The organism is Alcanivorax sp. HI0083 (assembly GCF_001635175.1).
This window is the reverse complement of the sequence record NZ_LWFX01000088.1, coordinates 1-14254: the sequence shown is the minus strand read 5'-3', so window position 1 is coordinate 14254 and position 14254 is coordinate 1. Positions and strand designations below refer to the sequence as shown.

Annotated in this window: 10 protein-coding genes; 7 read left to right on the top strand and 3 right to left on the bottom strand. The window is 55.5% G+C overall.

Annotated elements, in window-relative coordinates; translation table 11 throughout:
* From A3754_RS01020 to A3754_RS00995, 5 genes are all read left to right on the top strand, one after another.
* Nucleotides 1-888, top strand: an 888-nt coding sequence (locus A3754_RS01020) for a helix-turn-helix transcriptional regulator (RefSeq protein ID WP_156496654.1), incomplete at its 5' end; no start/stop codon positions are given.
* A 64-nt stretch (nucleotides 889-952) separates the two neighbouring features.
* Complete coding sequence (locus tag A3754_RS01015; protein ID WP_063518621.1) at nucleotides 953-2125, top strand: helix-turn-helix transcriptional regulator; 1173 nt, start codon at nucleotides 953-955, stop codon at nucleotides 2123-2125.
* Between the two features lie 123 nt (nucleotides 2126-2248).
* Nucleotides 2249-4366 (top strand): hypothetical protein, encoded by a 2118-nt coding sequence (locus tag A3754_RS01010; protein ID WP_156496653.1) that lies wholly within the window; start codon nucleotides 2249-2251, stop codon nucleotides 4364-4366.
* Nucleotides 4367-4882: 516 nt separating this feature from the next.
* Nucleotides 4883-6940 carry a thrombospondin type 3 repeat-containing protein gene (locus A3754_RS01005; RefSeq protein WP_063518619.1) on the top strand — a complete coding sequence of 686 codons (2058 nt, stop codon included), beginning with the start codon at nucleotides 4883-4885 and terminating at the stop codon, nucleotides 6938-6940.
* A gap of 452 nt (nucleotides 6941-7392) precedes the next feature.
* A complete protein-coding gene (locus tag A3754_RS00995) occupies nucleotides 7393-9030 on the top strand; it encodes a hypothetical protein (protein ID WP_063518617.1) in 1638 nt (545 codons plus the stop codon).
* Between the two features lie 158 nt (nucleotides 9031-9188).
* Here A3754_RS00995 and A3754_RS00990 read toward each other — a convergent pair whose 3' ends face one another.
* The 3 genes from A3754_RS00990 to soxR all read right to left on the bottom strand — a co-directional run bounded on the left by A3754_RS00990 (nucleotide 9189) and on the right by soxR (nucleotide 12493).
* Entirely contained in the window at nucleotides 9189-10304 is a 1116-nt protein-coding gene (locus A3754_RS00990; protein ID WP_063518616.1) for a helix-turn-helix transcriptional regulator, read from the bottom strand.
* Nucleotides 10305-10813: 509 nt separating this feature from the next.
* Nucleotides 10814-11827, bottom strand: coding sequence for an isocitrate dehydrogenase (locus A3754_RS00985; protein WP_063518615.1), 1014 nt, complete (start codon nucleotides 11825-11827; stop codon nucleotides 10814-10816).
* A 201-nt stretch (nucleotides 11828-12028) separates the two neighbouring features.
* Complete coding sequence (gene soxR, locus A3754_RS00980) at nucleotides 12029-12493, bottom strand: redox-sensitive transcriptional activator SoxR (RefSeq protein WP_063518614.1); 465 nt, start codon at nucleotides 12491-12493, stop codon at nucleotides 12029-12031.
* A 90-nt stretch (nucleotides 12494-12583) separates the two neighbouring features.
* Between soxR and A3754_RS00975 the strand changes: the two genes are divergently transcribed.
* Nucleotides 12584-13174 (top strand): NADPH-dependent FMN reductase, encoded by a 591-nt coding sequence (locus A3754_RS00975; RefSeq protein WP_063518613.1) that lies wholly within the window; start codon nucleotides 12584-12586, stop codon nucleotides 13172-13174.
* Between the two features lie 133 nt (nucleotides 13175-13307).
* On the top strand, nucleotides 13308-14254 hold a 947-nt coding region (locus A3754_RS00970), incomplete at its 3' end, for an ABC transporter ATP-binding protein (protein ID WP_063518612.1).

Sequence of the window (14254 nt, the reverse complement as noted above, 5' to 3'; positions counted from 1 at the left end):
GGATGGCAGGATTGCCTGGACCGGATCAGTGTATTGAGCGGTGGGCAATCCGCTCAACTGTTGATGCTGAATAGGGAGAACGACCAGCGACTGGGCGGTTATCAGAGTAGCCGCGCCCTTGCAAAGTCCGACAGCCGTGGCGCGTCCGCGCTCACCCTGTGTGATGTTCGGCATGATACGGACGATGCACTATTGGTGCTGACTGTGCAGCGTCCAGCAGAGCAGGGCGAGTTTGGGGCTGCTGTAAAGGAATTGATTGAAGGGCTAATGCCGCACATTGCCAGAGCCCTTCGTCAGGAGGAAGCCGCCAGACTATTGGATGATCGTCAGATTGCGGTCTACCGGCAAAGACAGGGAGCCATGTTGCTTCTGGACGGTCAGCAGAACGTGGTTTTCGTGTCTGCGGAAGCAGAGAAGCAGTTGATGAGAGCAGCCTCGGTGAGGCTCGAAGAGAATCGCCTGAGACTGTCCTTTCGACAGTCTCAGGTGCAGCTGGATGCGCTCATGCAGGAGTGCCTAACGCGCAAATACACCGGGATGGTGAACATTGGCGATGCAGGGAAGGAGTCTATGCGATTGCTGGTCAGTACGGTGCAGCCTCGCGATGAAGCGTTGTTCCTGTCGCATGGTTTGCTGGCGGTCTTTATCGTCGCAGAGCCGAGCGAAGAAAATAGTGAAGAAGAGTTGATCGGACAGTGTCTGGGATTGACCGAGTCGGAGTCGCGGATTGCCAATGGAATTGCGCGCGGTCAAAAGCCGGGGCAAATCGCGGATCAACTGAACCTTTCTGTGCACACCGTCCGCCATCACATCAAAAATATCTACCGTAAGACCGGGGCGCATTCCCAGTCACAACTGACCGCGCTGGTGCTGAATTTGCCGGTATAAGACATGAGCTTGGGACGATAATCTTTGTGGTATTGTTTGAGCAGGGGGAAGAAAGAGGCGGGTTATGTTTGTTGGCAAAGGGCTGAATGCTTTACTGGACGCCCTCTACTACGCACCTTACGAAAAATCCGGCTGGCAGGAGTTCCTGAACCGGATGGTGAGCCTGTCTGGCAGTCGTTCGGCGCGTATCCTGGTGATGAACAAGGATGCCGACCAAGTGTTCAACGGCGTGCAGGTTAACACCGATGCCAGTGCTCACAAGGCGTTTGTAGAGCACTATGTGAACCTTTGCCCCTGGCGACCCGGATTGGCTTCGCTGCCGCCGGGTAAATTTTATTCCTCATTTCTGGATGGTANCTGCGATCAGAAAACGTTCTACCGGTCCGAGTTCTTCAATGATTGGGCCCGTGGTTTGGATATTCACCATGGTGCCAGCGGAACGGTTTGGCAGCACGAAGGCCAGACCATACAGATGTTTATGCAGCGTACCGGCGGGCAGGGCCATTTTACCCGTAACGAGACCAATGCCTTTAATGCACTAACGCCACATATTCGCCGCGCTCTTCGGCTTGAAGCAATTATCCACCAGCGTAAACAACAGCAGGATTATCTGGAGCAACAAGGCCGGTTCGGTGCCATGTTGTTGCTGAATGTTCGCAAAGAGGTGGTGTACGCCTCCGAGTCTGCCTGGGAAATGCTGCGTGCAGAACCCTCTCTTCGCATGCATACCAGAAAACTGCGTCTAAAGAACAAGGCCGCACAAGATCTACTGGATAGACTGCTCGCCGCTTCCTTCGATGGCAGCAATGTCCATGCCCCGGTAACTGGCGGTGTCGTCCCGGTATGGCGTTGCGGGCGCACGCCCTTGCTCATGCAGGTAATTCCCCTGCACCCGGATGCAGACAGTAGCCTGATGCCGGTCCCCGCGCACGTTGCTATCTATCTGGTGGATGGCGAACAGCAGTCGCAGATGGATCTTGGCAAGCTCGCCTCCTTGCTGGATCTCACCCCGGCGGAAGCGCGTGTTGCGGCCCTGGTTGCGCAGGGCGAAAAGCCGGCGGATATTGCCGCCAGTGGCAATGTTTCTCTCCACACGGTGCGTAGCCAGATTAAAAGCATTTTTATCAAAACCGAAGTCACCAGCCAGGCCCAGCTCACCAAACTGGTCAGAGCCCTTCCTGTCCAACAGCAGGTTACTCAGCCCCGCGTTCCTTTCCTGCTTTCCAGTGCGGGTTAGTTTTCATTCAGGTTTATTTCAAACGCTTTGTATTTTCTGGTCTGAACGGTAAGTGATTACCCATCCCCAATATTGGGGATGTGTGCATCGTTTGTCCCCGTTAGCCTGCTTCTTTGTGATGAATTGAGAAAGAAAGGGTTTCATCGAATACATGCGAAAGGGGGCGACATCATGAATAGAGTGCAAGCGGTCAGGCAGATTCTGGCCATGGGGCTGGCTTTGGTTATTACGGCCTGTGGTGGCGGAGGGGGCGGCGGCGATGGCAGCAGCTCGGCCGCCGCAAAGAGTGCGGGGAGTGGCAAAATTCAGGGGCCGATAACCGGCCTGCGTTATGTCACCAGCTCTGGCATTCAAGGTGAAGTGGATGCTGGCGGAGGCTATCAGTACAAACAGGGCGATAGCGTCGATTTTTTTGTGGGTGACACCCTGCTGGCTACCGTGACGGGCACAGGCTATACCCCGCTGAGTCATCTGATTCCAGATGCCTTCTCTCCGGAAGGCACTCTCAAGATCCAATATCTGGTCAGCATTGATGTCGATGGCAATCTGGATAACGGTATCCAGCTGGACAGTTCAGTGAATGAGGTGGCGACCAATGCCTTCCTGGACTGGTCCAATGAGATCGACGTGCAAGGCTTGCTGGCTGATACAGCGGGTGAAGGGGAAATGCTGACCGAGGCAGAGGTTGCCAGAGTGGATTTCCAGAAAATGGAGATTCTTACCTCCCAAGGCAGTCGCGTCACCGATATTGCCCCAGGGAACTTCAATGCCATAGAAATTATCAATTACGGTTACTTTGAAGGCTGCGCAGCGGGCTTTTCCGATGCTGACCTGAGTGTCACCAGCACAGATCCCCTCAACGTGACCCTGTCCCTCAATAATGGCGACAGCTTCCTTATCGACAGCAGTGCCTATGCCATAGGTTCGCAAGACCCCGAATTTACGAAGCCTGCGGATGTACTGCATGAAAACGGTCAGGCTTACCTGATCTCAAGCGTAAGGCTGGCCAACGGTATTACCGGACTGGGTTTGCGGACTGGGGATTATGGCCGAGGAAAAATTGTGGAATCCAATGATGGCCTGGTTGCCAGCCCTGCCAGCATGATCGAGGTCTCCGATGCGCAGGGCTGTACCTTCCGGTTGCTGTTCAATACCAAGGGAGCGAGCAGTAAAGGGCTGTATGCCTTTCAATTCGGATTGGCGACGCGCGGCCCAGGCTCCACAGAGCTGGCCGTTTGTGGCGAGAACAGTTCATCGGACAATCAGCTATATATGCCCATTGGCAATTACACCCTGTCGGCGTTTGGTGGGGATGTGACGGTAGAAGGAACTTATCGCAATAATGTTACCGGCGTGGAAACCAGCGAAACCTTTGATTGCAGCGAACAAATCCCGGAACGTGTCGTCAAGGGGAATCCTTTCGATTATTGCCTGGTCGGCTTCGACAATATTGCCAGCTGCCAGGACAAGCGCCAGGCACAGGAGGCGGGCATTCCGTTGGATTATGCTGAGGTCATGGTCTCCGTGGGAGGAGAGCAGGTCTTCAAATATGTTGAGGGAAGTGAGGCAATCCTGGATACCGGCGGGGGGGATTACCCTGCGCATATTATTGTTGATGGATCCTGTACAGAAGCCACCCTTCCTACAGAGGCGGCAAGGCAGGAGCTATTGGCTATGGAAGATTCTTTCGGCTACTCCTACCGTTCCGGTGAGTGCCCTGCAAAATCCAGTTATCCCTACTCCTGCGCCGTAGAGGTTGACAAAACCTACTTCTACTACACCCAGGATTATCTGGATTTGATCGGTGGTGAAGCGTTTCTCCCTTGTGGTGATGGTGATACGTCATCAGGCGATTATGGGTCGGGTGATGGATCTGGTGATGTGGGGATAGATGAAGACAGCATCGTGCCGGTGCCATCCTCCGGCGGTGAGGTCTCAGGCTATATTTTTGACAGTACCTGGGAGAGTAATCGCTTTTCCTTTTCACCGTCAGCGAGCGGCTTTTTTTGCGGTTATGCAAGTGCTGGCGAGATTGACGTGCAGGCATGGCTCTGCGACGACGAAAGTTGCATGGGGGCAAGCGGAGGGTGGGATGGCGATCCTTTCAGTGAGCAACTGGAAAGCAGCAAAACCTACTATATGTATGTTGATACAGAGGTAGACCTTGCCGATAACTTTGATCCTATTCCGGTCACGCTTTCAATCATGGAGGAGCCAGGGTCAGGTTGTCCTGAGGAATAAGATTTGGCAGGGAAACTGACAGTTTCCCAATAGCCGGAAAGAGGCTTCGGGGTAAAGACTCTGCGCAGAACGGCCAGAGACTGCCCCCGAAGGGGTCGTACAGAGAATTACCAGGAAGAGGCGTATTCGACTTCCTTGAATGTATCCCGCCTAATCCCGGACCTGGTCCGGGATCTCCTGCCGTTAGAGGCAATGTTTCCCGTGGGCCGAGTTTTCGTAGTCAGATCAAGGGTATATCGATCAAGGCCCTGATCAGTCAAGCCTGCGCACCTCACGGATTAGGGCTTTTCTTGCTCTCAAGCGTAGGTTGGTTCCCTTTTTTTCTCCCATGCAATGATGCAAGAAGTGGTTTCCCGGTGAGCAAATGCTTATCCCCCATTTGGGGGATGTGGATTTTTTTCAGTATGGCTACTTTTCTTTGAGTGAATGAATGGCAGTGCGACAGGCGCTGCCGTTGGTGAAACTCGAATGAGGGTAGGGGAAATGACGACAAAGAGCCGGTTTATACGAAGCGCGTTGGCAATTGGTGTGGCGGCGGCGTTGTCCGCCTGTGGCGGTGGTGGAAGCAGCAGTGCGCCCGCCGACAATGGTGGGAACAACTCCGGGATGAAAATGTCCGGGGCCGCCGTGAAGGGGCCGTTGGCCAATGCACCCGTCACGGCTTATCGCATTGATTTGGCTGCGGAAAATTTGCAGGGTGCGAGTGTCGGAGAAACGCGCACTAATCAGCAGGCAGCCATTGAAAGCCTGACATTGAAGCCAGTAGAGGGGCCTTTCCTGCTGGTGATTACCGTCGACGGAGAAACCACGGACTTGTCCACCGATGACGGCAGTGCCGCCATGCAGACGCTGAAAACCATTGTGACCCAGTCGCAATTGAGTGGAAATCAGCCGGTTTATGCGACGCCGATGACCACAATGGTGGTAGAGCTGTTGAGCAATAAAGCGCTCACAACAGAAAACTTCGATAGCGAGCTTGCTGCGGCGCAGGCGCAAGTCGCTACCACGCTGGGGTTTGGTATTGATCCAGCCCTGAATCTGTTTGAAACACCGCCTCTCTATGTGGAAGGCATGGAGGAGGCGGATTTCTCCTCCGTCGTGAAATATCGCATGGCGAATGAAGCGCTGGTTGCCGTAGCTACCGGGATCGGGGGTAGAACAAGTACGCCGGCGTCCTCCGATGAGGTTATCGCCATGCTGGCAGAAGACGCCAGCGATGGAATTGTAGACGGGGAAGTTGATGGCGCCCCTATCTCCGGGTTTTCCGGTACCAATGTGGTAGATGATCTGAACCAGGACCTGAGCGTGGTTAAGGTGCCGGGCACCGATACTCTNATCAGTGACATGGAAGATTTGCTGGCATCAGAAACAGAACAAACCGGAGTCGAGGTGGATCCCCCCGAGGATCTGGATGAAACCGTGGAAAACCCAGATCTGGAAGCGGATAGCGACCTGGATGGCCACCTTGACAGCGCAGACAACTGTCCTGGCATCGCCAACCCGAACCAGGAGGATGAGGATGCCGATGGTACAGGGGATGCCTGTGACCAGGACATGGACAACGATGAAATCCTGGATCATGAAGACAACTGCCCGGAAACGCCGAATTTTAACCAGGCGGATGGCGATAATGATGGTATCGGCGATGCCTGTGATCTGGATGCGGATAACGATGAGATCATCGACGCCGAAGATAATTGCCCGGCAATCCCCAATGCCAGCCAGCTGGATACCGACAGCGATGGCCAGGGTGATGTGTGTGACAGCGACGATGATGGGGACGGCGTTGCCGACACTTCTGACAACTGCCGCCTGACCCCCAATGCCAGTCAAACCGATGCTAACAGCAATGGCATTGGTGATGCCTGTGAAGAGGATACGGATGAGGACGGCGTGATTGATGATCTGGATAATGCCCCTCTTATCCCTAATCCTGGCCAGGAAGATTTTGACAATGATGGCGTAGGGGACGTGGCCGATGATGATATCGATGGTGACGGCCTGCCCAACGGCCAGGACCCGAATGATTTTGACCCTGACTCGGATGATGACGGGATTGAGGATGGTATTGATCCAGAGCCGACCAACTCTGTGACAACGCTGGATTTGATGATCACGGAAACCGTCGCCAGTTATCAACCCGGTGCGCTGATTGAGGCCAACAACCCTCCGTACAATGACAGTATGCGCTGCACGATTGGTGATCTGGTCGTCGGTGATAGCTCAAGTTTCTCGGAAACCTGGAAGCTGAAGGCTGACCTGGACCAGTTTACGCTGGAAGGAACCGATGAAGATGGCAGCTACAGTGATTCTGGCTCTTATGACAAAGATACCCGAATCCTCTCTCTGTCAGAGGTTGGTGATGTGGTTTGGGAAAACGAAGGCTGTGATGCAGACGGGCAGCAACGCTGTTATTACTTCTATACACAGGAATCCTATAACTGGGAAGCCACCTATCACCCGGGTGAGTCACCGAAGATAACGGGAACGATCACGGGAACGGAAACCTGGACATGGAATAACGACAGCCAGAAATCCGTGTGTCATTTCACCCTGAACTTTACGGCAGACTAAGCAAACCAATAACCCACCGTCATCCCGGGCTCGCCCCGGGATCTCCTTCCGTTGGCAGAGTGTTTGAAAAGGCTACGATGCTTTGAGGGAGACTCCGGGGCACAAGTGAAGCGCAGAGCAGACGACGTCTGGCCCCGAAGGGGTGAGCGTAGCGAATAACTCCGGAGTGACGGTGGCTTGCTATGTCGCCGTGCTCTTACCGTCACGCCGAGGTTATTTTCTGCGCCTCTCCCCCCCTTTCTCGGTACAGTCTGTACAACGCTAGATGCCCCCTTCCCGCACGCCTTTTCTGCTCTCCAGCGCGGGCTGATTCTCCTTTTCCTATCAGCCCCCGCCTGAATACCAAGGGGTTAACAGTTAGTTGCTGCTCATCCCCAATTTGGGGGATGCGCGCCGGGGACGCCAGTGGTCTTCTAGTGTCCTCGAAGAGTTTTATTCGCACTGGAGGGAACATGAAAACATTCAAGTATGGATCATTGGCGCTGGCGGTAATGCTCACTGCCTGTGGGGGCGGGGGCTCCTCGTCCGGTGGTGGTAAGGCGCCAGAGCCTTCCGCAAAGACGGAGACAGGGGTATTCACCGATAGCGCGGTCGCGGGTATCAGCTATCAGACGTCCCCAGGGAACAAGAGCGGAACGACCACGGCTCTGGGGGAATACAATTATGTTGAGGGTGATACCGTCATCTTTAGCATTGGCGATACCGAACTGCCAGCCGTAACGGCAACCGGGCGTGTCACGCCGGCGGATATGGCCGAAGGTAACGATGCGGATGTGGTAACCAATGTACTGCGGTTGCTTCAGACCCTGGATGACGACGGTAATCCTGACAACGGCATCACCATTAGTCAGCAAACGCTTGATAGCTTTGTTGGCAAGGATGTAGAGGTGAATCAGCCTGCCGGCGCTTTTGAAACCGAGGCGCAAACGGCGATCGGTGAAACCCTGGTAACAGAAGAAGAGGCCGAAGCGCATTTCGCCGCCTCTCAGCAGGCCGATCTACGCGGCAGTTGGCTGTTTGTAGACGACTATGGCCGCAATGTATTGAGTTTCCTGGATTATGATCGCTACATCATTGCTCATTCAAATGCTGATGATGGTGATCAAGAGGCTGCAACTGCCGAATGGGGAACCTATACCTGGGATCCCGTATCTGGCGACTTAACCCTGACGGTGTCCGGTGAATCCGATAATAGTGGTGGGTTGTCTGATCTGTCAGGTGAAACCGTGACATTACAGTTGGCCGATAGTGAGTTTGTTCTTACTGTCACGGAAGAGCTGTCGGATGATCAATTCGTAGACAATACGGTGACGTTTACGGCGATTGAAAGTTCGACAAATCCGCTTGTCGGTGCCTGGTATCTGGCAGAAGAGGGCGGCGCTTTCAATGTGCTGACCATTCTGGACGATTCCAACTACACCATAGCGCACAATGCCAATGAGGAATCCTATGAGGGCGCCTCTCCGATAGAGGTGTCTTCCGAGTGGGGAACCTATTCGACTAGCGGTGGCGCTTTCACTATCTCCAGTGTTGAGGCTGAAACGGACGGGCCGGGGGGGCTGTATGATGCAGATTCTCCTAATGCGCTTGAGTCCTATGAACAGCAACCGTGGGGCGACCTGGCCTTTACTCATGCCGACGACGGCAGCTTTAGTTTCAGTCGTATTGGCCGTTTCGCTGTGGAGCTGGAAGACCTGGCCGGGAATGCCAGTACTGTTATCGTCGAGCGTGAAGAAGATGGCTTCTTCGAAGGGATGGAGATTGATTTCAGCATTGACCTGGTTGGCGAAAATGACAAGGCCAATATTTATCTCAACGAAGATGGCACGGGCACGATGACCTTCGTGGACGATGGAGAATCAAACCCGATTAATGCACCTTGGGAAGCCACGACAAGCGGCACCCTGAGGTTCACTGAAGGCACTCCGGGTAATACCGGCAGTTGGACGCTTGCGCCGATCAAGAACAGTGGCTCGGATGCTGTGATTGTCGATTTCCGTCATATTGCTGGCTCTACCGAGAGCTTGCTCGGGTTCTTTGTCAGCGATGAGGCCAACCCTGTTGGCGAAGGTGAGGTTCTTCCTCAATAACACCTCGTTTGTATCCAGGTAAGAGGGGGGCGTGCCCCCTCTTTTTTTATGCTTTCTGGACGGTTAGGAGAAAAGGTTTTGACACTCCAATATCTATTCATTCAGCGTCCTCGTGAAGGGGGTGCTAACGAATAACACAGGGATGACAGAGGTGAGTACTACCGCAACAACGCTGCCAGAATTCGGCTGATCAGCTCCCCCTGTCGGGAACAACCGGTTTTCTGGAAAACCTGTTTTATCTGCGAGCGCACAGTGGAGACGCTGCGGCCCAACTGTTCGCTTATTGTCTGTACGTCTTTCCCGCTGACCAATTGTTCACAAACCTGCGCTTCAGCAGGAGTCAGCTCGAAATAGGTCGCAATATGCTCCGCGCGGGGAAGGGGGCGGTTGTCTGTTTCGTAGGCGCTGACCAGGGCGCCACCGGCAAGCAGGTCGCTGCTTTCGATGGGGCGGATCACGAATATCAGTGGGCTGCGTCCTTCTCGTTTGAGAAACAGGGTCTCGCTGCAATAGGCTTCCTTGCCCATGCTGGAGCGAACCACCTGGGCGGAGGCTCGAAAGAAGGCGCTTTGGACATCGCTTTCTGCGAAGCGGAAGCGTTCGTCACGAATGCCCAGGCAGCGCTCGCGGGCGATCAGCTCACGGGCAGCCTTGTTGGAGTAGAGGATGGTGGCCATGCTGTCGAGGACAAAGGTGGCGTCGGGGAGAACGTCAATGATGGCGGCCAGTGAGGAGGCCGCCTGGTTACGGGTCTCCAGTTGCCGGTAAAGCTGTACGGTCTGGCGGATATGCGGAACCAGTCGATTCAGGGCATCCAGTTCCGCCTGCTGATATGGGCCTTGTGCAACGGTACGCTGGATGGTGAGCACGAAGCTGTGGGTGCGGGTGGTATCAACCAGCAGCCAGGCGGAATCCAGCATGTCCTGTTCGTTTTCCCATTTGGAATAATCTTCATCGGGCTGGAAGTCTGGCAGCAGGGGCAGGGCAGCCTGGAACAGCCCTGGCGCCTGCTTGACTGCCTGGTTGGTGACCACGTCCTGGGCAATCATGTTGTTTTCCAGATACCAGGTGATGAATTCTTCGGACAGGCCGTGATACCAGAGGTGCTCCATGCGCAAGGGCTGCCGGTTGATGACCAGTAGCTGGGCGGCACAGCCCTTGATGGCGTTGGTCAGCTTTTCCAGAAAGGTATGAAAACCCTGCGGATGGGTGAGCGCGCCATAGAGTGCATGGAGCAGGTCGGGTTCATTTTGAAGTATCTGTGCTGGATTCATTCCGATGCCCCCATGGTGAATGCTTCCGGTGTGTATCTTTATGTCGGTCGGCGCTCCGGTGGCTTGCCGAGCGGCTGGGTGCAGGCGTGGAGATGCTGCGGGCTCTGCTCACCAGGGAGCGTGTCGCTTTGTTTTGGCTTTTCCGTACAAGGTGGCCGCTTTCTTCGGGCCCCAACCCGAACGGCAATTGCAGAAGAGCCACCAGTGTTCCCTTCCCCTGATTAGAGGATAGGGACTAGCTTAGCGGGTGCTGAGTGGATCGTGAAGTGCATCACGTTTTCCTGTGTCGCGAGGAGGTGAAAGAAAACGTGGGGCTGGTGTGGCCGAGGGGCTGCCGTCGGCAGCGCGATGCCTCCCCAGAGGAAAAGGCATTCTCGGCACTGGGAATGTCGAGCGGCAGAGGGTTCCTAAGTCTTTCTCTATGAACCCTGCGCGCTCTGGGGTAGACACTGTTTATGGCATTGCGGGCGATATGCCTGCAGCACGTTGCGGTGCGGCCGTGGGTGGAATCAGGCAGTAAGATGCCGAATCAGTTCATCGGTAAACTCGGTGGTGCTGGCGCGCCCGCCCAGATCCGGAGTGACGATTTCCCCCTGGCCGACCACGTGTCGCACGGTGCGGCGTAACCTTTTGGCCTTGTCGTGCTGTTCCATGTAATCGAGCATCATGGCGCCAGCCAGCATGATGGCGGTGGGGTTGGCGATGCCCTTGCCAGCGATGTCCGGGGCGCTGCCGTGGACGGCTTCGAACAGGCCGCCGTGCTCGCCGATGTTGGCGCCCGGTGCTACGCCCAGGCCGCCGATCAGGCCGGCACACAGGTCGGAGAGAATATCGCCGAACAGGTTGGTGGTGACGATCACATCGAAGCGATGAGGGTTCATGGCCAGCTGCATGGCCGTGGCGTCCACGATCATTTCCTCGTGTTCCAGATTCGGGTAGTCCTCGCGAACCTTGCGAGCCACATCCAGAAACAGCCCGGACGTGGACTTCATGATATTGGCCTTGTGTACCACGGTGACTTTCTTGCGCCCCTGTTTGGTGGCGGTTTCATAGGCGAAGCGCAGCAGGCGCTCAGACTCGGTGCGAGTGATGCGGCTGCGCAGCTCGGCAGTTTCGCCGTCGTCACTGACGGTTTGCCCCAGCCCGGAATAGATACCCTCGATATTTTCCCGAATGGTCATGATGTCCACATTGTCATAGCGGGATTTCACACCGGGAATGGACAGGGCCGGGCGCACGTTGGCGAACAGGTCGAAGGTCTTGCGCAAGGTCACGTTCACGGATGTGAAGCCGCCGCCCACCGGGGTGGTGATAGGGCCTTTCAGCGCCAGGCGGTTGCGTTTGAGCACGGCGAGGGTGTCTTCCGGCACCAGCTCCAGGCCCTGATCCAGAGCGGTCTGCCCTGCGATGGCATACTCAAATTTCAGACCGCAATCCAGCGCGTCCAGTACCCGTACCGTGGCATCCACGATATCCGGTCCGATTCCGTCACCGGGGATAACGGTTACGGTATTCTCGTTCATACTGCCTCCTGATTGCGGTTAATAAGAGTTGGGCGGGGTGTGCCCGGGGTTCAGATGCTGGGTCCAGTAAAGAATAGGGCCCCCATTCTGCCACGTCACGGTCGGCAAAATGAATGCCGACAAAAGTCGCAGGCTACAATGACAGAGTGTTTTTGGCGCAGAAGGTTCGCAGAGAAAGCCCGGGCAGAAGTGGAATCAGGGTCATTGTTCATCCTCGAGTAACTGGGCCCCGGTGCCCTGCTCGGAGAGTGAGTCATAGGGATTGCGCAGCCGGCAGGCCTTGATCGACAAGCACCCACAACCGATACAGTCGCTCAGTTGATCACGTAACTGGGTCAGGGCATGAATGCGCGCATCCAGTTGCTCCTGCCAGCGTGCGGAGAGTCGCTTCCAGTCACGGGCGGTGGGCGTGCGGCCGTCGGGCAGGCTGGCCATGGCGTCGGCGATTTCGGCCAGGGGAATGCCAATACGCTGGGCGACCTTGATCACGGCGACACGGCGCAGTACATCTCGGTGGTAGCGGCGCTGGTTGCCACTGCTGCGCCAGCTCTGGATCAACCCCTTGGTTTCATAAAAGTGCAGGGCGGATACCGCAACCCCACTCCGGTCTGCCACTTCCCCCACGGTCAGGGCTTTACCGATATCGTTTGCGTTGATGAGGGTCATAGCTGCTCCCTGTCTCTTTCAATATTGACCTCAATATTGATTGAGGTTTTACGCTGAGCCTTCATTGTCGTCAACTGTTCAGGAGGTAATATGGCCACGCGCGATCCGCTGACTCTGGCTCTGGTGTACGGCAGTACCCGTGAAGGGCGTTTGTGTGACACTCTGGTCAATTGGGCTGCAGAGCAGATTCGGGATCTGCCCGATTTTGCGCTGCAGGTGATTGATCCCCGTGATTTTGCTGTGCCGGCGGATTTTCCGAATGCAGCATCCGCCAGTGTGCGGCAGTTGCATCACAGGCTGACAAAGACCGATGCCTTTTTAGTGGTTACGCCGGAGTACAACCACAGTTTTCCAGCCATCCTCAAGCAGGTCATTGATATCTCCAGTGCGGCCTGGAAAGCAAAGCCGGTGGCGTTTATCAGTTATGGCGGGGTGTCCGGTGGGTTGCGAGCGGTAGAGCTGTTACGGCTGGTCTATGCCGAGTTGCATGCAGTGACAGTGCGCAATGTGGTGAGCATCATCAATGCCGGTGACGAATTTGATGCCCATGGGCGCTGGCAATCGGAGGAGCAGAAGGCCCGCGCAGAGAAGCGTCTGGCGCAGCAAATGGCGGTACTTGGGTGGTGGGCGAAGAGCCTGAAAGCGGGGCGCCGACTCCCGGAGTTTGCGGCGGTTTCGTGAGCGTGCTGGTCGTCCTGCATATCCGCGCCCATAGGTGGTACCGGGTGTGCATAATGGTTAGCCGGTATAAGGTATGCTTGCCATCGGCGCGATGCAGTGAGAGTGGGAAGGCGTCCTTTGAAGGAGAGACAATGTGGATGCAGTAATTTCGGTCAACAATCTTAACAAGGTTTATGAATCCGGATTTCAGGCGCTTAAAGAGGTCAATCTGGAGATTCAGCCCGGGGAGATCTTTGCCCTGCTGGGCCCCAACGGCGCCGGCAAAACGACCCTGATCAGTATTATTTGCGGGATCGTCAATCCATCATCCGGCAAGGTCCTCGCCGATGGCCATGACATCATTACCGATTTTCGTGCCGCACGAAGCGCCATCGGTCTGGTGCCCCAGGAAATTTCCACCGACGCATTTGAAACCGTCTGGGCAACAGTGAGTTTCAGCCGCGGGCTGTTTGGCAAGCCGCGTAATGATGCCCACATTGAGAAAGTGCTCAAGGCGCTGTCGCTGTGGGACAAGAAAGACAGCAAGATCATGATGTTGTCCGGTGGCATGAAGCGACGGGTGATGATTGCCAAGGCGCTTTCCCATGAGCCCAAGATCCTGTTTCTGGACGAGCCTACGGCGGGCGTGGATGTAGAGCTGCGCCGGGAAATGTGGGAAATGGTTCGCCAGCTGCGCGAGCAGGGCGTCACCATTATTCTGACGACCCACTATATTGAAGAGGCCGAGGAAATGGCTGACCGCGTGGGTATTATCCGTCAGGGCGAAATTATCCTGGTGGATGAAAAGTCCCGGCTGATGGAAAAGTTGGGGCGCAAGCAATTGACAGTACACCTGGCAGAACCGCTTGATGCGATTCCCGCCGCCATGGCGGACGAGGCGCTGGCGCTGGCCGATGAGGGCTACTCGATGGTTTATACCTACGATGCCAACCAGGAAAACACGGGCATTGCTGAATTGCTGCGTCACCTGAGCGAGCAGGGTATTGAATTTAAGGACCTGCATTCACGGCAAAGTTCGCTGGAAGATATTTTCGTGGATCTGGTGCATGGCACGCCACAAGCCTCACGCGGTACGCAACA

Bases quoted from the DNA above. Each gene is read 5' to 3' on its own strand.
- soxR (WP_063518614.1), bottom strand. From the start codon at position 12,493: ATGACCCTCATCAACGCAAACGATATCGGTAAAGCCCTGACCGTGGGG.
- A3754_RS00995 (WP_063518617.1), top strand. From the start codon at position 7,393: ATGAAAACATTCAAGTATGGATCATTGGCGCTGGCGGTAATGCTCACT.
- A3754_RS00990 (WP_063518616.1), bottom strand. From the start codon at position 10,304: ATGAATCCAGCACAGATACTTCAAAATGAACCCGACCTGCTCCATGCA.
- A3754_RS00985 (WP_063518615.1), bottom strand. From the start codon at position 11,827: ATGAACGAGAATACCGTAACCGTTATCCCCGGTGACGGAATCGGACCG.
- A3754_RS00975 (WP_063518613.1), top strand. From the start codon at position 12,584: ATGGCCACGCGCGATCCGCTGACTCTGGCTCTGGTGTACGGCAGTACC.